This is a genomic window from Rhizobium sp. BT03 (assembly GCF_030053155.1).
Lineage (GTDB): Bacteria > Pseudomonadota > Alphaproteobacteria > Rhizobiales > Rhizobiaceae > Rhizobium.
In genome coordinates this window covers 1,321,990-1,339,076 of record NZ_CP125640.1, presented here as the reverse complement: position 1 = coordinate 1,339,076, position 17,087 = coordinate 1,321,990, and the positions used below count along the sequence as shown (strand labels likewise).

Below are 17,087 nucleotides of genomic sequence, written 5' to 3'. Positions count from 1 at the left end.
GGCATTATCCCGCGTGAACGACTGTCATGGCACGGAAATTACGCCGAAAGCGTCAGGCCGATCCCCCAGGGGTCCCTGAGGAAGGTGCCGCCATCGCGCGTCTCGCTCCTGATCTCCAGCGTATCGAGCTTGGAGATCGCCGCATCCAGCGTCGCCTTGTCGTTGAACCGGAGCTTGTAGTCCGAAAGCCCGGTCATATTGTCGGCGCGTGCAGTGGCCCCCCGGCTGTTCCAGATATTGGCGGCGATATGATGATGGTAGCCGCCGGTCGCAAAGAAACTTGCGCCGGGACGGCTCGCCATCAGCTTGAGGCCGAGCACGTCGCGGTAAAAGGCGTCAGCTTGTGGAATATCACCGACCTGCAGATGCAGGTGGCCGATCGCCGTTCCATCAGCCATGCCGCCCCAGCGCTCGTCGGGTGCGCTGTCATAGAGCGCCTGCAGGTCGAGGCGCAGCGTCGCCATCTCCACCATGCCGTCCTGCTGGAACTTCCATTGTTCATGTGGCCGGTCGGCATAGATTTCGATGCCGTTGCCCTCCGGGTCGGACAGATAGATCGCCTCGCTGACGAGATGGTCCGAGGCGCCGTCGAGCACGACATTGTTGTGCGCCGCGTGGCGCAGCCAGCGTGCGAGTTCGCCCCGGTCCGGCATCAGGAAGGCGGTGTGGAAAAGGCCGGCGGCATTGCGCGGCGCGATGGCGGCATCTCTGGCGGTCGTCAGCGTCAGCAGCGGCAGACCGCCGACACCCAGCACTTGCCCGCTCGCCGTCTTCTCGATGACCTTCAGGCCGAGCATCGATTGATAGAAGCCGGAAACGAGATCGAGGTCTTTCACGACGAGATGCGATTGGTCGATATAGGCCGGCCGCGTCAGCGCATAGGAAGTTTCGGTCGTCATGGATTGTTCTCCTGTCCCTGATCTGGCCTGTAGAATGGAGGGTGCGCCGGCGGTGGCGGCAAATGTGCCGCCCGCAGCAAGGCCGAGGAAGTTTCGCCGGTTCATTCGCCACTGTCTCCTCTGGCCTGCCGTACTTGATGCCTATATGGCCGATTGCGATTGTTCACAGAAGTCCCGTTTTTGAGGAAGAACTGTTGAGCAGGCGTTGACGATGACTTGCGCCCACTTGATCGCGGTCAAAGTGCCCATATCTTCTTTAGGGGATACTTATACATCTCAGCCATGGAGGGAGCCATGTACAGGAAGATCATCGTCGCGGTCGCGCTCGGCGGCATCGAAAAGGGAGAGAAGATCCTTCGCAAGGCCGCGTCCTTGCTCGACGACGGCGGCGAAATCGTCGCGCTCAACGTCATCGAGGATGTGCCGACCTATGTTGCGATCGAACTGCCGGCCAATATGGTCGAGGACGCCATGCAGGACAGCCGCGACAAGCTGAACGCGCTGATTGCCTCAACCGGTATTGCGGCAACCGTCGAGATCCGCAACGGCCCGCCGGCCAAAGCAATCATCTCGACCGCAGAAAGTCACGGTGCCGACCTCATCATCGTCGCTTCGCATGTTCCGGATTTTTCCAACTACTTCATCGGCGCCACCGCCGACCGGGTCGTGCGCCACGCCAAATGCTCGGTGCTGGTCGACCGGCAAAAGGTTTGATTTGTGCGAGCCGTCTCGCCGCCAAACAGCCTGTCACGAAGATTTACCGCGCGTGCGCTTTGCCGCGGTTGCGCGCCCGTTCGTTCGATGCGACGATTGCTATCGGGGTCTGAAACGGATTGGCGTGCATGGCCGAGTTCAACGGCATTCGCTGGGCTTACGACAAATACGAACTGATCGCCGACGGTATCGTCCATGGCGTCGGTCTCGTGCTGGCGCTGATCGGGGCCACCGTGCTGATCTTCTATGCCACGCTCTGGAGTTCCAATGGCGCGCTCGCCGCCGCCTGGATCTATGGCGTCGGGCTGGTGCTAACGCTTGGCATTTCCTTTTCCTACAATGCCTGGCCGGTCTCGCGCACCAAATGGTACCTGCGCCGCTTCGATCATTCGGCGATCTTCCTGTTGATCGCCGCCACCTATACGCCCTTCCTCGAACGCGGCGCCGACGATCCGCTGCTCCTGTTCATGCTGGTGGCGATCTGGCTGTTCGCCGCCGCCGGCATCGTGCTGAAATGCGTCTTTCCGGGCCGTTACGACCGTCTTGCCATCCTGCTCTATCTCGCCATGGGTTGGAGCGGCATATTGGTGGCCGGACCTGTGGCCGCGCGCATTCCCACCGCCTCGATGCTGCTGATCGTCATCGGCGGGGTCATCTATTCGCTCGGCGTCATCTTCCATGTCTGGGAGAAGCTGCGTTTCCAGAACGCCATCTGGCACGCTTTCGTCGTCACCGCCGCGGCCGTGCATTATTCGGCGGTCTTCACCTGCTTCAGTCTGTCGGCGCCGGGCGTCTGACGAGGGCTGTTCCCGAAACCGCCGGCCTGCCGCATCCGCCGTTTACATCTTCGGGTGCGGGGCGTATGCCATCCCGGCAATCAATCCGAACCGGGCCATCATGACAGACGCCGTCCTCCTCCGCGACGCTACCGAAGCCGATCTTTCCGCCATCCGCGATATCTACAATCACGCCGTCGAGCACACGACGGCGATCTGGAACGACACGCTGGTCGATCTCGAAAACCGGCGGGAATGGATGAAGGCGCGCAAGTCGCGCGGCTTTCCCGTCGTCGTCGCCGAGCTGTCGGGCAAGGTCGCAGGCTACGCCTCCTATGGCGACTGGCGGGCATTCGACGGCTATCGTCACACGGTCGAGCATTCCGTCTATGTCGACAAGGATTGCCGCGGCGCCGGCATCGGCGAGCGGCTGATGCGGGAGTTGATCCTCCGTGCGGCGGCCGGCAATATCCATGTGATGATCGCCGGCATCGAGGCGGAGAACGCGGCCTCGATCCGGCTGCATGAAAAGCTCGGTTTCCGCATCGCCGGCAGATTTTCCGAGGTCGGCACCAAGTTCGGCCGCTGGCTGGACCTCACCTGCATGGAGCTTCGCCTGCCTCCGGCCTGATCCGGCACCCCAAGCCCCCTCGGCAAGCCATTGTGAACGGCGCTCGCCATCTTTTTATTGTAGTCTGGGCTGTGTAAGAAAGTGGAGGCAGCCTGCTTCGCGGCTGGCTTCAGAATGGTATGGAGGTGAACAGTTCAATGGCAATGCACGGATCGTCGCTCGGTCTCCTTGCCCTCGTCCTTCTGGCATTTCCGCCGGCCGCCGCCCGGGCCGCCGATTGCGGCAGCCTGGCCTCGCCGAAGCTCGACTGGCAGGAATGCACCAAGAAGAACCTGATGCTGCAGGGCAGTGATCTCGAAGGCGCCAACCTCTTCGGCACCGATTTTTCCCTGACCGATCTCGCCGGCGCCAACGTCAAATCCGCCAATCTCGAAAAGGCGACTTTGGTGCGCGCCTCGCTCGAGGGCGCCCACGCCGAAGGCGCCAACTTCGCCAAGATCGAGGCCTATCGCGCCAGCTTCGCCAGCATTGCCGCCGAAGGGGCGTCCTTTGCCGGCGCCGAGCTGCAGCGCGCCAATTTCGCCAGCGCCCGGCTCGCCGGCGCCAGCTTCGAAAAGGCCGAACTCGGCCGCGCCGATTTCGACAAGGCGGTGTTGACGGGGGCGAAATTCTCTTTCGCCAATCTCTCCCGCGCCGATCTCTCCAACGCTGTTTTCGAAGGCCCGGTGATGTTCGAGCGCGCCTTCATGTTCCTGACCCGCATCGAAGGCCTCGACCTGTCGGCAGCCGCCGGCCTCGAGCAGGCCCAGATCGACCTCGCTTGCGGCGACACCTCGACCAAGCTCCCCGCCGGCCTGTCGGCGCCGACGACCTGGCCATGCCCTGCCGAGCATGAGTAGTCGGGCGGGGTTCGCCAGCCGGATCGTCGCGCTGCAGACGCGGTTTAGCGCCGAAAGCTGCCCCTCACCCTAACCCTCTCCCGTAAAAACGGGGCGAGGGGACGTGCCCCGCGAGAGCTGCGGGGGGACGGAGAGGGTCACGGCATATCCCCTTCGCCCCGCGTGCGGGGAGAAGGTGGCGGCAGCCGGATGAGGGGCTGGTCTCGCCGACCTCCTCGTTTGAATTGCCCTATGCTTTGTCCGTTATATAAAGGCGGAACTCCACCTTGCCTCCATCTGAGCCAGCGGCTTTGAAGAATGTTTCCCGCCGCCGATGCACTCGCTCCGCGACGCGTTGAGAGCGCGTATTGTCGGGCCTGACGATGGAGACGATTCGCGACAGGCCAAGAGAATCGAGCGCGTGGTCCCGGCAGGCAGCGGCAGCCTCGCCGGCATATCCCTTGCCCCATTGATCGCGCAGCAAATGGTAGCCGATTTCGGGTTCCAGCCCCGCGGATGTTTCCTGCAGCGTGATTCCGCAATCGCCGAGCAGCGTCCCGCTCTGCCGGTCCGTCACCGCCCAGAGGCCGAAACCATGATTGGCATAACTGTCGAAGGCGAGGCGCTGAAACCAGCTTGCGGTTTCGTCGACGCTCTTGATGCCCGGATAATAACGCATGCATTCTGCATCGCCGAAAATGCGGTGGAGAAGCGGTAGATCGGCAGTCGTGATCTCCCGCAGCGTCAGCCGGTCGGTACTGAGAATATCTCGCGCCATCGGCCTTCTCCTGCCCATTGCCCGTCCATCAGCGGCCAACGCATCGGGATGAGCCGCCTCCTACGCCGAACGCCTATTCCCCCGCCTCGAACACCATGGAATGGCCGTTGATGCAGTAGCGCAGGCCGGTTGGCGGCGGGCCGTCGGGGAAGACGTGGCCGAGATGGGCTTCGCAGCTGCCGCAGCGGATTTCGGTGCGCACCATGCCGAAGGCCGTGTCGCGATGCTCGGTCACCGCATCCGGCGAGACGGCTTCGAAATAGCTCGGCCAGCCGCAGCCGGCATCGAACTTCGTGTCGGAGCGGAAGAGCGGGGCGTTGCAGCCGACGCAGCGGTAAAGCCCTGTCTCGAAGGAATCCCAATAGGGGCCGGTGAAGGCGCGCTCGGTGCCGTGCTGGCGGGTGATGCGGTATTGCTCGGGGGTGAGCTGCTCTTTCCATTCCGCATCGGTCTTGTGGATCTTGGCGGTGGTTGCAGTTTCGGACATGCCATGCTCCTTTCGCCGAGGGGCGGTTCCATTTTGCCAGAAAATGTGGTGCGCCGTCGACACTTCATCAAGACTTGGGCACCGTCCTGCCCCATTCGCCATGTACCGCTTTTTGGGGAGGACGCTTGCTCTTACATCCGTGAGGGGTTTTCTGTTAGGGTTAATGTTACGTGTATTGGGGAATCACTGGTGTTTGAAGCAGCAATCGTCCTGCTCTACGGCCTCGTAGCCGCAGCCGCCATGGCGGTCACGCTGTTGGAAGGCTGGGCCAATCATGACGGCTTGACGTTCCATCGTGTGGCCGGGCTTTTCGCCTGCCTGCTGTGGCCGCTGACGCTTCTGGTCTTTATCCTGCACGGCGGCGTCGTCCGGCTGCTCACGCGTCTTTCCCGATCGGCCGCCTGATCGCGCCGAACATCTCTTGCCGCCGAAATCGCTTGAGACGCCCTCCCGTTTCGCCTAAGTCAGAAGACAGGCCGGTTTTCGCTGGCGCTTCGTTTGTTGTGGTTGGGGAGGAGACATGGCCGATGTCACGGCTCTGACATTTCTGGCCCTGTGTCTGCCGCTTGCCGGCGCTCTCGCCGCTCCCTTCATGATCCGCATCTTCGGCGCCAACGGTGCCTGGCTCCTGGCGATCGCCCCCTTGCTCGCCTTCCTGCATTTCCTGCGCTTCGTGCCTGTTGTCGCCGGCGGCAAGGTCGTCACCGGCGGTTATGCCTGGGTCCCGAGCTACAATCTCTCCTTCTCCTGGTTCCTCGACGGCCTGTCGCTGGCTTTCGCGCTGCTGATCACCGGCATCGGCACGCTGATCGTGCTTTTTGCCGGCGGCTATCTCAAGGGACACAAGGATCAGGGCCGCTTCTTCTCCTTCATCTTCCTCTTCATGGGCGCCATGCTCGGCGTCGTCGTTTCCGACAGTTTCCTGATGCTCTTCGTCTTCTGGGAACTGACGTCGATCACCTCCTTCCTGCTGATCGGCTTCGACCATGAGCGTGAGGCGGCTCGCCGCGCCGCCCTGCAGGCGCTTGTCGTGACCGGCGGGGGAGGGCTCTGCCTGCTGGCCGGCCTGCTCATCCTCTGGAGCGTCTCGGGCGTCACGCAGCTGTCGCAGCTTATGGGATTTGGCGATGTCGTGCGCGAAAGCCCGTTCTATCTCGCTGCCCTTATTCTGGTTCTTGCCGGCGCCTTCACCAAGTCGGCGCAGTTCCCCTTTCATTTCTGGCTGCCGAACGCCATGGAGGCGCCGACGCCGGTGTCGGCCTACCTGCATTCGGCCACCATGGTGAAGGCCGGCGTCTATCTGCTGATGCGGCTCAATCCGGTCATGGGGGCAACATCCGCCTGGGAAATCCTGCTGCCCTTCTTCGGCGGGCTGACGCTGGTGGTCGGCGCCGCTCTTGCCATTCGCCAGACCGACCTGAAGCTCAAGCTCGCCTATACCACCGTCTCCTCGCTCGGCCTGTTCGTCATGCTGATCGGCTTCGGCTCGGAACATGCGGTGGCGGCGGCCTCCCTCTATCTGGTGGCGCATTGCCTCTTCAAGGGTGCGCTCTTCATGGTCGCAGGCATCATCGATCACGAAACCAGCACGCGCGACATCACCCGCCTCGGCGGCCTGGGGCGGGTGATGCCGCTGACATGGGTCGTCGCCCTTGCGGCGGCTTTCTCTATGGCCGGCCTGCCGCCCTTCTTCGGCTTCCTCGCCAAGGAGGAGATCTATACGGCGCTCACCGGCGGCGATATTCGTGCGCTTACCTTCACCGCCATTACCGTCTTCGGCAATGCGCTGATGTTCGCCGTCGCTTTCGCGGTGGCGCTGAAGCCCTTTCTCGGCCGGCCGGTGGAGACGGAGAAACATCCGCATGAAGCCCCTGTGCTGCTCTGGCTCGGCCCGGCCGTCCTCGCCGCCCTCGGCCTGCTTGCCGCAATCTTTTCGACCTTCACCCACACGGTCCTGTCGTCGCCGATCTCAGCCGCCATCCGCCAGACCCCTGCTGAAATCGACATTTCGCTGGCGCTGCATCCAGGCGTGCCCTTGGCGCTTTCCGCCTTGACGGTGCTGCTCGGCATCGGCGTCTATTGGCAGTTCGCCCGCGTCCGCGCGGCGATGGCGGTCTTCCTGCGCGCGGCCGGGCGCGGGCCGGATCACGGTTTCGACCTTGCCATCTCGGGCCTTGTGCGTTTCGCCGGCCACCTCATGCGTGTCCTCCAGCCGGGGCGGCTGCAGATCTATATCTCCTGCACCTTCCTCTCGGTCGCCGCCATCCTCATCATTCCCGCGATCGTCTATGGCGAGCTGCCGCATCTTCCCGCCTGGCCGTCCGATGTCAGGCTCCATGAATGGGCGGTCCTGTCGATCGCCGCCGTCGGCCTTGCCGCCGTGCTCGTCGCCCGCGACCGGCTGACGGCGATCGTCTCGCTCGGCATCCAGGGTTTTGCCGTCGCCATCATCTTCCTGCTGTTCGGCGCCCCGGATCTCGCCTTCACCCAGTTCATGGTCGAAACCCTGTCAGTGGTTATCCTCGCCCTTGTGATGACCCGGCTCCGGCTTTCGCCCGCCGATGGGCGCCCGCTCGGCCGCAGGCTGTTCGACGGCGCGCTTGCGCTTGCCTGCGGCCTCGGCTTCACGCTTCTGCTGATCCGGGCGACGCAAGCGCCGTTCAATGATGCGCTGACGGTGTTCTTCAACGCCTATTCCAAGTCGATTGCCCACGGCGCCAACGTCGTCAACGTCATCATCGTCGATTTTCGCGGCACCGACACGCTCGGCGAAATTGCCGTCGTCGCGGTCACCGGCCTTGCCATCCTGGCCCTGATCCGCATCCGCGCCGGCAGCGAGCGCCGGCTTGCGGCCAATGATCCCGCAGTGGAGACAGAGGGCTGATGAATACCCTGATCTTCCGCACCGTCGCCCCGCTCCTCACCGCGCTGATGCTGCTTTTTTCCGTTTTCGTGCTGCTGCGCGGCCATAACGAGCCGGGCGGCGGCTTCATCGGCGGGCTGATCGCCGCCTCGGGACTGGCAATCTACGGCATCGCCCTCGGCGTTGCCGCCGTTCGCCGCGCGCTGTTTTTCCATCCGCTGTCGATCGCCGGCTTCGGCCTGCTGCTGTCGACGCTATCAGGTCTTCTCTCCATCCTCTTTGCCGTTCCCTTCATGACCGGCCTCTGGGTCTATCCGAACCTCTTCGGTCTCGAAGTGCCGCTGTCGAGCGTCATGCTCTTCGATCTCGGCGTCTATCTCGTCGTGCTCGGCGCCATTGCCTCGATCGCCCTGACGTTGGAAGAAAAGGAAGTGGCATTGGAAGAAAAGGAGGTGGAGTGATGGAGCCGCTTCTGGCGATCCTCGTCGGCCTGTTCTTCGCCGCCGCCATCTATCTGATGCTGTCGAAATTCACCATTCGCATCATGCTCGGCATCGCCATCCTCGGCAATGCCGTCAACCTGCTGCTCTTTACATCAGGCCGGCTGACGCGCGAGGTGCCGCCGATCATCCCGGCCGGTCTCGACGCTTTGCCCGCCGGCACCGCCAACCCGCTGCCGCAGGCCCTCATCCTGACGGCGATCGTCATCTCCTTCTCTTTCCTCGCCTTCCTGCTGGTGCTGACCTACCGCGCCTATCAGGACCTCGGCACCGACGACACCAGCAAAATGCGTGCCGCCGAACCCGACGACCGGCCGCTGCCGCCATTGGGGTATTGATGCTGATGCCGGCGCTGGTGGCTACCCCCCTCTGCCCTGCCGGGCATCTCCCCCACAAGGGGGGAGATCGGCTGAAGGCGAAGTCTCGCCCTGGTCAGATGGCTGAGACGGGTGAAGCGGCTTGGGGAGCAATTGATATGTCGGAAAGCCGGCGCGTCTTGCCGATCTCCCCCCTTGTGGGGGAGATGCCCGGCAGGGCAGAGGGGGGTATCCCACGGCACGCCGCCCGCGTTCCCGAAGGCCGCACCTGATGGCCGCCCCAACTACCATCGATCTCTCCGCCGCCCTGATCACCGCCCCGGTGCCGATCGGCCATTGGCTGGCCATCCTGCCGGTCGCTCACTGCATCATGCTCGGCGCCGTCCTGTTGATGCTGCGCGCTCATCTCCGCCTGCAGGCCTGGTTCGCCATCGCAGGCCTTGTGATGCTGGCGCTGATCGATGCGGCGCTGCTTGCCAAGGTCGCCGCCGAAGGGCCGCTCACCATGGTCATGGGTCGCTGGCTGCCGCCCTTCGGCATCGCCTTCACCGTCGACCTCTTCGGGGCGCTGATGGCCTTCACTTCAGCCCTTGTTGCGCTCGCCGCCGGCATTTATGCGCTGGCCGATATCGGCGAAAGTGGCCGGCGATACGGTTTCTTTCCGCTGCTCATGCTGCTGATGGCCGGCGCGACGGGCGCCTTTCTCACAGGCGATGTCTTCAATCTCTATGTCTGGTTCGAGGTGCTGCTGATCTCCTCCTTCGGGCTGATCATCCTCGGCTCCGAACGTCAGCAGATCGACGGCGCACTCAAATATGCGGTGCTGAATCTCATCGCCACGACGCTGTTCCTGATCGGCGTCGGCATCCTCTATGCCGCCTTCGGCACGCTCAACATGGCCGACATCGCGGCAAGGGCGAGGGATCTGCGGGCCACGGCGCCGCTGATGACCTTGGCAAGCCTCTTCCTGCTCGCCTTCGCCATGAAGGCGGCAGCCTTCCCGGTCAATTTCTGGCTGCCCGCCGCCTACCATACGCCGCGCATCGTGGTCTCGGCGCTGTTTGCCGGCCTGCTCACCAAGGTCGGCATTTACGCGCTGATCCGGGTGGTGGTCATGCTGCTGCCGGTGGAGCGCCAGGAATTGAGCCTGCTGATCGCGCTTGCCGCCGGCGCGACCATCCTCGTCGGCGCGCTCGGCGCACTTGCCGAAAACGATATCCGCAGGCTGTTCGGCTATGTCGTCATATCGGGCATCGGCAATATGCTGGCCGGCGTTGCAATCGGCGGCCCCGGCGGCGGCATCAGCGGCGCAGTCTTCTATGCCGTTCATTCCATGGTGCTGATGACGGCGCTATATCTCGCCGCCGGCGAGATCGCCCGGCGCGGCGGCGGCTTCTTATTGTCGGGCCTCGGCGGCCTCTATCGGCAAAGCGGCGCCTTCACTGCGCTCTCCCTCATGCTCTTCCTTGCCGCCTGCGGCCTGCCGCCTTTTTCCGGCTTCTGGCCGAAAGTCATTCTGGTCAAGGCCTCGCTCGATAGCGGCGCCTGGTGGCTGGCGGCGGTCATCCTCGTCGGCGGTTTTCTGACGACGATCGCCTTCGGCCGGCTCTTTCTGCTCGCCTATTGGCGGCCGGCGCCGACAGCCGCGATGCCGTCGGCGGCCCTCTGGCGCACCGGCCTGCCGCTTGCCGCGCTGACGGCGCTGGTCGTCGGCTTCGGCATCCTGCCGGAATGGCTGCTGGCGCTGTCGCAATCGGCCGCCGCCGGCCTTGCCGATCCGCAGGCCTATCTCCATTCGGTCTTCCCCGGAGGCATCAGGTGATCGCCTTCCTCTTCAATCTGCTGCTCGCCATCGCCTGGGTCGCGGTCACCGGCAGCGCCTCGCTGCACAATCTCGTCTTCGGTTTTCTGCTTGGCGCCCTTTCGCTCACCGTCATCCGCGAACCCTTCGGCGGCAAGGGCTATCTGCGCCGCGCCGGCCTGGTGCTGTCGCTCGCCACTTTGTTCCTGAAGGAACTGTCGCTGTCGGCCTGGAAGGTCACGCTCACCGTCCTCTCGCCCGATATGAAGCTGAAGCCCGGCATCTTCGCCTTCCCGCTGACGGTGACGAGCGATTTCGAGATCACTTTGCTCGCAAACCTCATCACCCTGACACCCGGCACGCTTTCGGTCGATGTCTCCACGGATCGCCGCACGCTTTATGTCCACGCGCTCGATTGCTCCGATCCCGAGACAGCCAAGCGCGATATCGCCAATGGTTTCGAACGCAAGATCATGGAGGCTTTCCGGTGATTACCCCTGCCGCCATCGTCGCGGCCGCATCCTCGGCCGCTCTCGTCATTCTCGCCCTGGCGCTGATTCTCACGGTCTGGCGCGTCGTTTCCGGCCCGACACTGCCGGATCGTATCCTCGCCCTCGATATGCTGACCGGCATCGCCATCGGCTTAATCGCCGTTATCGCCGTCAAGACCGGCTTTTCGCTCTATATCGATATCGCCATCTCGCTCGGCCTCGTCGGCTTCCTGGCGACTGTCGCCTTCGCCCGATTCGTGCTGTCGCGCGGCAACAGCAAATCGCCGGCCTCCGCATCTCCGCCGAAGGCCGGCGCCAAAAGACGTCATGCGGGAGGGGCCAAGCGATGATGGATTATATCCTGGCTGCCGTCGCCGCCCTGCTGCTGATATCAGGTGCGCTCTTTGCTCTTTCGGCGGCGATCGGCCTGCTGAGGCTGCCCGATCTCTATACGCGCATGCACGCGGCCTCGAAGGTGGGGACGGTCGGTTCCGGCCTGCTGCTTCTTGCCGCCGGCCTCTATTCGCAGGACCTGGCGATTCTCGCCCGCGCCATTGCCGGCTTTGTCTTCCTGTTGCTGACGGCGCCGGTCTCTGCCCATCTGCTGGCCAGAGCCGCCCACCTTTCGGGATATGCGCTCGGTGCCGTCTCGGTCCGCGACGATATGCGCGAGCGCTGAGCCCCGTGCTGTTTCGCCGCTTTACCAGATTTATGCAAAACTTATGCACAGGAAGCTGTGAGTAAAGCTTGCCCGTAAGCGCCTTAATTCTTCATCTGTCATTTTTTCTCAAGAAAAACGACAAATAATAATTGGCCTTTCGACCAAACGATGGTATTTGAAAATGCAAGTAGAGTTCTGATTGTGAATTACAATCGTACTGCTTCCAAGTCCCTCAGTTTTGATTTTTCATGTCTAAACTGAGGCCATCGCCTGGGGCATGACGTAGTGGTTTGCAGTCAGGCAGTATAAGAACAGGTCTCGCTCTTCGGAATCTAGGGGTGGATTTCGCGTTTTTCGAAACAGAAGGTCGCTTCCCGTGCTTTTGCTGTTCGCTTCTACGAGGCGGGTCTTTGGCGTAACAGTCAAAGGCCGTTTGAGCATGCTAACAGGAGAAAAAATATGACGGAAATGGCGACCGGCAATGCGCCGGAGCTGCTTGTGGAACTGACAGCCGACATCGTCGCGGCTTATGTCAGCAACCATGTTGTCCCGGTCAGCGACCTGGCAAATCTGATTTCCGACGTGCATTCGGCACTCAGCAACACGTCCGTACCGCAGCCTGCTGCGGCCATCGTCGAAAAACAGAAGCCTGCAGTCTCTGTCCGCAAGTCCGTACAGGACGAGCAGATCACGTGTCTGGAATGCGGCGGCAACTTCAAGTCCCTCAAGCGTCACCTGATGACGCATCACAGCCTCTCGCCGGAAGAATACCGCGAGAAGTGGGACCTTCCGACCGACTACCCGATGGTAGCGCCCGCCTATGCCGAAGCGCGTTCGCGCCTGGCAAAGGAAATGGGCCTGGGTCAGCGCCGCAAGCGCGGCCGCGGCTGAGCTTTTTCGAAAGCCACCAACGACAAAAGCCGGGTCTCGTGCCCGGCTTTTCTGTCTGCGCTTGCGGTAGGGCCTCTGCTCTATGCTTTACCGGCAGGCGTAGAATGTATTCCTATACTATGAGCAAGTGTTAATATACTGATTCGATGACGGAAGCGCTTGCCGAATCGCTGCGCTCCGGATCTCTCAAAGCCCCTCAAACACCAAGACATGTCGCCCGGAACTGTGCGTTCAGGCCGCGGCGCGAAGCTTTGCTTCTTCGCGAATCCTGTTGACCATCGATCGCAGTCCGTTCGAACGCTGCGATGAGAGGTTCTCCACCAGGCCGATCTTCGAGAAGATCTCGAAGGCATCGAGCCCGGCAATCTCGGACGCCACCTTGCCGGAATAGGTGGCAAGCACGATGGCGACGAGGCCGCGCACGATATGGGCGTCGGAATCACCCTCGAAGCTCATCACCGGATTGTCGGGATCGCCTGTGGTATGCGTCACCAGCCAGACCTGGCTGGCGCAGCCCATCACCTTGTTTTCGGTGGTGCGCTTCTCCTCGGCGAGTTCAGGCAGCGCCTTGCCGAGTTCGATGACATAGCGGTAGCGGTCTTCCCAATCGTCCAGGAAAGCGAAGTCGTCGATGATCTGGTCGAGGGATGCCATGAGAAAGCCTTTCACTATTAAAGCACTTCCAGCAAAAGTGCACAGCGGTTTTGCGTCCGGAATGCGCGAGGAAAAGCTCTAAACTGCATATAGGTGAAAGACCGGCGGATTTGAACCGTTAAAGCGCGCCGCGTCGAACAGGATTCATGCGACTCGCTTCAATTCTTTGTTTTCATGCGTGTCGTGATCTCTAAACCGCGGCACGCTTGCTGATGGCATATATGAAAAGAAACGCCGTGAGGGATGGGCATCCTCACGGCGCAGCAACATGCTGAATTAAACAGGGCAGGCACGTCAGGCATGGGGCATTTCCGCGTCATGCGGAGCACCGATGCAAGGTCGAAAATTCAGATTGCCGGCTTCGGCGTCGGCAGCGGGATTGCGCCGGTGACAACAGCCTCAGCGGAGGCGTCATCCTCGACCGGCGGGCGGTAAGGCATCGGCTGGTTCAGCGCGGCCTTTGCTTCGCGCATCTTTTCCTGGATGGCGGGCGCTGCCAGCGAAGGCATGGCGAGAGCCACCGGCGTCTGCGGTTCGGCATGCCTTGCAGTCACCGGAGCCTCGTCCTTGAACTGGCTGTCGAGCAGTTCATAGGCGACGCGGGCGCCTTCGCGGGCCCGGTAGCCGAGTGCGGTGACGGTTTCGGCGCCCTTGGCGCAGACCTCGGGTTTTTCCGAGCACATGCCGGTGAGATAGTCATAGGCGCCGCTTACCGCCGTAAACGCGTCGGAAAGCTGCAATTGCGGGCCGCCGGCGAGCTTGTCGGAACTCTCCGTGCTGAAGACGGAAAGAAGCACGAGCACAAGGCCAAACCAGAAGGATCCTTTGATCAGAAACCACATTGTCGTTGCCCATCCTGTTTTCCCGTCCGGTTCTTGTCGCCGAATCAGGCCGGTTGTCCGGTGTGTTTTCACCCTACCGCCAAGTTGCGAATGCCGCTTTTCGAAACTCACGCGCATTTGCGGCAAATTTAGTTCAAATTTTAGCGACCGGTATTTGACGGGCATTTTAGTCGAATGCGAGCGATCGCCGTTAAGCATCAGGGCAGCACCTGCTTGCAATTGCAGGGCTTTTGCCGGCTCGCCTTGCCACATGAGTTAACGCAATGCTGAAATATGAGGAATATCCGTCGCTTACCCGCTATTAACCACAAAAGGCAAAGAGCCTTCCGGATGCTTCAAAACGGGATTTTCGGCCCTTTCCGGCGGTGAACAGCGCTTTTGCCTTATCCTTTCTTTAAGCCGCCGGGGCCTATTGTCCGGATCGACAGACAGCCTTTTTGGGCGGGTATTGCGTGCGAGTATTGAGTAACATTGGCGGCTGGGTGACGGCTCTCGTAGACCGGGCGGCGACAAGCTGGCTCTCCCGGACGGGCGGCGGCGAAGCCGTGCGCCAGCGTGAGCTCGCGATCCTGCGCCGCCTCGTGCTGTTCTCGTCGGCTGCTCTTATTGCTGCGCCCATCGGCCTTTCGGCGGTCACCGGCCCGGCCGTCGCCTTGCCGGCGGGGGTCGCCATGGTCTGCGCCGCCTTCCTCTTTTCCGCCGTCGGCAGCATTGCGCTTGCCCGTCAGGGGTCGTCGGCCGGGATCGCCACGCAGTCGGCCGAGGACTTCTTCCTTGCCGCCACCCCCGGCCTGGTCTTCTTCCTCGACCCGCATGGCAGTGTGGCCACGATCGGCGGCCGCGACCGTCGCGATTTTCTCGCCTGGATGCGCGATCCCAAGGGCAGGGGTTTCCTGGAGCAGGTGCATGTCTCCGACCGCATCCTTTTCCTGCAGGCGCTCGATAGCCTGCGCCGGGGCGAGGATACCGAATGTGTCGATCTGCGCATCGACCGCCCCTCGGTCGCGCGCGATCAGCGCCAGTTCGCTTATCTCAGAATGGACATGACGGCCCGGCGCGACGCCGACGGCGAGCTTGCCGCCGTCATTGCCCAGCTGCGCGATGTCTCCGTCGAACAGCAGCTGCGGGCCGAAGCCCAGAACCGCGTCGCCGATGCCGAATCGGCAAACGACGCCAAGTCGCGCTTCCTCGCCGCCGTCAGCCACGAGCTGCGCACGCCGCTGAACGCCATTCTCGGTTTTTCCGATATCCTGATCGGTGAATATTTCGGCAAGTTCGAAAACGACCGCCAGCGCGAATATGTCGGCCTCGTGCGCGAAACCGGCGCGCATCTCTTGTCCGTCGTCAACACCATGCTCGACATGAGCAAGATCGAAGCCGGCCGTTACGAGCTGATCCTCGAAGCCTTCGATATATCAAGCTCGGTCAAGTCCTGCGAATCGATGCTGGCATTGCAGGCCAAGACCAAGGGCCTGACGCTGACGAGTCGGATCCAGCGCGGCCTCGGCGAGATCGTCGCCGATCAGCGCGCCATCCAGCAGATCCTCATCAATCTCGTCGGCAATGCCATCAAGTTCACCGAAGCCGGCGGTGTCGTCTCGGTCGATGCGGCGGCGCGCGACGGCATCCTCAAGCTGACGGTCAGCGATACCGGCATCGGTATTGCGGCCGACAAGCTGGCCCTGCTCGGCCAGCCCTTCGTCCAGATCCAGAACGATTATACCCGCCGCTTCGAAGGCACCGGCCTTGGTCTTTCCCTGGTCAAGGGGCTGGTGGCGCTGCATGGCGGGCATTTCGCCATCGCCAGCCAGCCCGGCGAAGGCACGATCATCACCATCGAGATCGCGGTGGACGGCTCGGGCGCCGTGTGCGCCGAAGACGCCGGTCATGGTGCGACTGTCGAGTTCCCGCCGCGGCTGAAGGGCGCGGTCAATGCAGGTGCAGAATTGGGGGAGGGGCGTTTCGATGGCCGCGCGCAAGCGAAAATCGCCTAAGGGAAAAAGGGGACGGCAGCAGCCGGGCCTCCTGATGTCGGGTGCAGCGGCGCTCGGCGGCCTGAGTTTGCAGGGCGCATCGGTGCTCGGCGGCGTCATCGGCCGCAATCCGTCGGTTGCCGGCGGCACCATCACCTTCGTCGTCATCTTCTCCTTCGTCGCCGCCAACGCGCTCTGGTATCAGCCCGGCCTGCATCCGCACCCGATTTTTCGCACCCGCGATCCGCAGTCTCCCAATGTGCTCGGCGCCCGCCGCCCGGCCGAGGAGCAGCAGGGCGACGTCACCACCTTCCGCATCGAGCGGCCGGAGGATGCCGCGACCACCACCAACGCGACGCCGGCGCCTGCCGCGCCCGGTCAGCAGCCGAGCCAGCTCGTCATGGACATCCAGCAGCAATTGGTGCGCCGCGGCCTTTATAACGGCATACCTGACGGCATCATCGGCCCACGCACCAGTGCGGCCATCCTCTTCTTCGAGGAAACGGTCGGCATGGCCCAGACCGGCGATCCGACGCCGGAGGTGCTGGCGGCGCTGCAGACGGATGCATCGGGCCCTTCGACCGTGCCCATGGAAAAGCCGCCCGAGGATGTGAGCTCGAAGGCGGCGGCGGAAGACCCGGTGGCCGAGGCGATCCGCAGCGCCGAAAAGTCGGTCAAAACCGCCCCTTCGGCCGCAAAGCAGGTTCCCTCGAGCGAAATCACCAATGTCGACCTGGTGCTGAAGATTCAGAAGGGCCTTTCCAACATGGCCTATGCCAATGTCGGCGTCGACGGCGTCGCCGGCGAGCAGACCCGCGCGGCCATCCGCCATTTCCAGAAGCACTACAACCTGCCCGAAAACGGCGAGCCGACCCAGGCGGTGCTGAAAAAGCTCAAGGAAATCGGCGCGATCTGAGACATATCGCGCAGCATGCAGCCCAAGCCTCTTTGACTACAACCTAAGTCTAAGGCGGTGGCGCCGTTTGCAACT

Annotated in this window: 20 protein-coding genes; 15 read left to right on the top strand and 5 right to left on the bottom strand. The window is 62.6% G+C overall.

From position 1 onward, the window contains the following. Positions 1-38 precede the first annotated feature (38 nt). Positions 39-1,004: a VOC family protein gene (locus QMO80_RS06665; RefSeq protein WP_283199366.1), complete on the bottom strand. Its 966-nt coding sequence runs from the start codon at positions 1,002-1,004 to the stop codon at positions 39-41. A 189-nt stretch (positions 1,005-1,193) separates the two neighbouring features. On the opposite strand from QMO80_RS06665, the gene QMO80_RS06660 reads away from it, so the two are divergent. The 4 genes from QMO80_RS06660 to QMO80_RS06645 all read left to right on the top strand — a co-directional run bounded on the left by QMO80_RS06660 (position 1,194) and on the right by QMO80_RS06645 (position 3,859). Then, on the top strand, positions 1,194-1,613 hold the full coding sequence (locus QMO80_RS06660) for a universal stress protein (RefSeq protein WP_283199365.1): 420 nt from the start codon (positions 1,194-1,196) through the stop codon (positions 1,611-1,613). Between the two features lie 128 nt (positions 1,614-1,741). Then, positions 1,742-2,410 carry a hemolysin III family protein gene (locus QMO80_RS06655; protein ID WP_283199364.1) on the top strand — a complete coding sequence of 223 codons (669 nt, stop codon included), beginning with the start codon at positions 1,742-1,744 and terminating at the stop codon, positions 2,408-2,410. A 70-nt stretch (positions 2,411-2,480) separates the two neighbouring features. Continuing rightward, positions 2,481-3,020, top strand: a complete 540-nt coding sequence (locus QMO80_RS06650; RefSeq protein ID WP_283200126.1) for a GNAT family N-acetyltransferase — start codon at positions 2,481-2,483, stop codon at positions 3,018-3,020. Positions 3,021-3,157: 137 nt separating this feature from the next. Then, positions 3,158-3,859, top strand: a complete 702-nt coding sequence (locus QMO80_RS06645) for a pentapeptide repeat-containing protein (protein ID WP_283199363.1) — start codon at positions 3,158-3,160, stop codon at positions 3,857-3,859. A 229-nt stretch (positions 3,860-4,088) separates the two neighbouring features. On the opposite strand, the gene QMO80_RS06640 is transcribed toward QMO80_RS06645, so the two are convergent. Continuing rightward, positions 4,089-4,616, bottom strand: coding sequence for a GNAT family N-acetyltransferase (locus QMO80_RS06640; RefSeq protein WP_283199362.1), 528 nt, complete (start codon positions 4,614-4,616; stop codon positions 4,089-4,091). A gap of 73 nt (positions 4,617-4,689) precedes the next feature. After that, complete coding sequence (gene msrB, locus QMO80_RS06635; protein ID WP_049734445.1) at positions 4,690-5,103, bottom strand: peptide-methionine (R)-S-oxide reductase MsrB; 414 nt, start codon at positions 5,101-5,103, stop codon at positions 4,690-4,692. A gap of 189 nt (positions 5,104-5,292) precedes the next feature. Between msrB and QMO80_RS06630 the strand changes: the two genes are divergently transcribed. The 9 genes from QMO80_RS06630 (at position 5,293) to QMO80_RS06590 (ending at position 12,627) form a co-directional block, all read left to right on the top strand. After that, positions 5,293-5,508, top strand: a complete 216-nt coding sequence (locus QMO80_RS06630; protein ID WP_283199361.1) for a hypothetical protein — start codon at positions 5,293-5,295, stop codon at positions 5,506-5,508. Positions 5,509-5,623: 115 nt separating this feature from the next. Continuing rightward, positions 5,624-7,987, top strand: a complete 2,364-nt coding sequence (locus QMO80_RS06625) for a putative monovalent cation/H+ antiporter subunit A (protein ID WP_283199360.1) — start codon at positions 5,624-5,626, stop codon at positions 7,985-7,987. Then, the gene (locus QMO80_RS06620) at positions 7,987-8,427 is read left to right on the top strand and encodes a Na(+)/H(+) antiporter subunit B (protein ID WP_283199359.1); all 441 of its coding nucleotides are present in this window, start codon (positions 7,987-7,989) and stop codon (positions 8,425-8,427) included. The genes QMO80_RS06625 and QMO80_RS06620 overlap by 1 nt, the downstream gene beginning before the upstream one ends. Beyond that, entirely contained in the window at positions 8,427-8,804 is a 378-nt protein-coding gene (locus QMO80_RS06615; RefSeq protein ID WP_283200125.1) for a Na+/H+ antiporter subunit C, read from the top strand. Before QMO80_RS06620 ends, QMO80_RS06615 begins: the two co-directional genes overlap by 1 nt. A 250-nt stretch (positions 8,805-9,054) precedes the next feature. Continuing rightward, positions 9,055-10,605, top strand: a complete 1,551-nt coding sequence (locus QMO80_RS06610) for a Na+/H+ antiporter subunit D (RefSeq protein WP_283199358.1) — start codon at positions 9,055-9,057, stop codon at positions 10,603-10,605. Beyond that, the gene (locus QMO80_RS06605; protein WP_283199357.1) at positions 10,602-11,075 is read left to right on the top strand and encodes a Na+/H+ antiporter subunit E; all 474 of its coding nucleotides are present in this window, start codon (positions 10,602-10,604) and stop codon (positions 11,073-11,075) included. The genes QMO80_RS06610 and QMO80_RS06605 overlap by 4 nt, the downstream gene beginning before the upstream one ends. Continuing rightward, positions 11,072-11,425, top strand: a complete 354-nt coding sequence (locus tag QMO80_RS06600) for a cation:proton antiporter (RefSeq protein WP_283199356.1) — start codon at positions 11,072-11,074, stop codon at positions 11,423-11,425. Before QMO80_RS06605 ends, QMO80_RS06600 begins: the two co-directional genes overlap by 4 nt. Further along, entirely contained in the window at positions 11,422-11,754 is a 333-nt protein-coding gene (mnhG, locus tag QMO80_RS06595) for a monovalent cation/H(+) antiporter subunit G (protein ID WP_283199355.1), read from the top strand. Before QMO80_RS06600 ends, mnhG begins: the two co-directional genes overlap by 4 nt. A 441-nt stretch (positions 11,755-12,195) precedes the next feature. Beyond that, positions 12,196-12,627, top strand: coding sequence for a MucR family transcriptional regulator (locus tag QMO80_RS06590; RefSeq protein ID WP_003569414.1), 432 nt, complete (start codon positions 12,196-12,198; stop codon positions 12,625-12,627). A 231-nt stretch (positions 12,628-12,858) separates the two neighbouring features. Here QMO80_RS06590 and QMO80_RS06585 read toward each other — a convergent pair whose 3' ends face one another. Next, positions 12,859-13,281: a SufE family protein gene (locus tag QMO80_RS06585; protein WP_283199354.1), complete on the bottom strand. Its 423-nt coding sequence runs from the start codon at positions 13,279-13,281 to the stop codon at positions 12,859-12,861. 347 nt (positions 13,282-13,628) lie between these two features. Then, positions 13,629-14,123, bottom strand: a complete 495-nt coding sequence (locus QMO80_RS06580) for a DUF5330 domain-containing protein (RefSeq protein WP_283199353.1) — start codon at positions 14,121-14,123, stop codon at positions 13,629-13,631. 452 nt (positions 14,124-14,575) lie between these two features. On the opposite strand from QMO80_RS06580, the gene QMO80_RS06575 reads away from it, so the two are divergent. Next, positions 14,576-16,117, top strand: a complete 1,542-nt coding sequence (locus tag QMO80_RS06575; protein ID WP_283199352.1) for a HAMP domain-containing sensor histidine kinase — start codon at positions 14,576-14,578, stop codon at positions 16,115-16,117. Then, positions 16,089-17,012 (top strand): peptidoglycan-binding domain-containing protein, encoded by a 924-nt coding sequence (locus tag QMO80_RS06570; RefSeq protein WP_283199351.1) that lies wholly within the window; start codon positions 16,089-16,091, stop codon positions 17,010-17,012. Before QMO80_RS06575 ends, QMO80_RS06570 begins: the two co-directional genes overlap by 29 nt. The last annotated feature ends 75 nt before the right edge of the window (positions 17,013-17,087 follow it).

Bases quoted from the DNA above. Each gene is read 5' to 3' on its own strand.
- QMO80_RS06660 (WP_283199365.1), top strand. From the start codon at position 1,194: ATGTACAGGAAGATCATCGTCGCGGTCGCGCTCGGCGGCATCGAAAAG.
- mnhG (WP_283199355.1), top strand. From the start codon at position 11,422: ATGATGGATTATATCCTGGCTGCCGTCGCCGCCCTGCTGCTGATATCA.
- QMO80_RS06590 (WP_003569414.1), top strand. From the start codon at position 12,196: ATGACGGAAATGGCGACCGGCAATGCGCCGGAGCTGCTTGTGGAACTG.
- QMO80_RS06580 (WP_283199353.1), bottom strand. From the start codon at position 14,123: ATGTGGTTTCTGATCAAAGGATCCTTCTGGTTTGGCCTTGTGCTCGTG.
- QMO80_RS06640 (WP_283199362.1), bottom strand. From the start codon at position 4,616: ATGGCGCGAGATATTCTCAGTACCGACCGGCTGACGCTGCGGGAGATC.
- QMO80_RS06625 (WP_283199360.1), top strand. From the start codon at position 5,624: ATGGCCGATGTCACGGCTCTGACATTTCTGGCCCTGTGTCTGCCGCTT.
- QMO80_RS06665 (WP_283199366.1), bottom strand. From the start codon at position 1,004: ATGAACCGGCGAAACTTCCTCGGCCTTGCTGCGGGCGGCACATTTGCC.
- QMO80_RS06585 (WP_283199354.1), bottom strand. From the start codon at position 13,281: ATGGCATCCCTCGACCAGATCATCGACGACTTCGCTTTCCTGGACGAT.
- QMO80_RS06615 (WP_283200125.1), top strand. From the start codon at position 8,427: ATGGAGCCGCTTCTGGCGATCCTCGTCGGCCTGTTCTTCGCCGCCGCC.
- QMO80_RS06655 (WP_283199364.1), top strand. From the start codon at position 1,742: ATGGCCGAGTTCAACGGCATTCGCTGGGCTTACGACAAATACGAACTG.
- msrB (WP_049734445.1), bottom strand. From the start codon at position 5,103: ATGTCCGAAACTGCAACCACCGCCAAGATCCACAAGACCGATGCGGAA.
- QMO80_RS06610 (WP_283199358.1), top strand. From the start codon at position 9,055: ATGGCCGCCCCAACTACCATCGATCTCTCCGCCGCCCTGATCACCGCC.
- QMO80_RS06645 (WP_283199363.1), top strand. From the start codon at position 3,158: ATGGCAATGCACGGATCGTCGCTCGGTCTCCTTGCCCTCGTCCTTCTG.
- QMO80_RS06570 (WP_283199351.1), top strand. From the start codon at position 16,089: ATGGCCGCGCGCAAGCGAAAATCGCCTAAGGGAAAAAGGGGACGGCAG.
- QMO80_RS06620 (WP_283199359.1), top strand. From the start codon at position 7,987: ATGAATACCCTGATCTTCCGCACCGTCGCCCCGCTCCTCACCGCGCTG.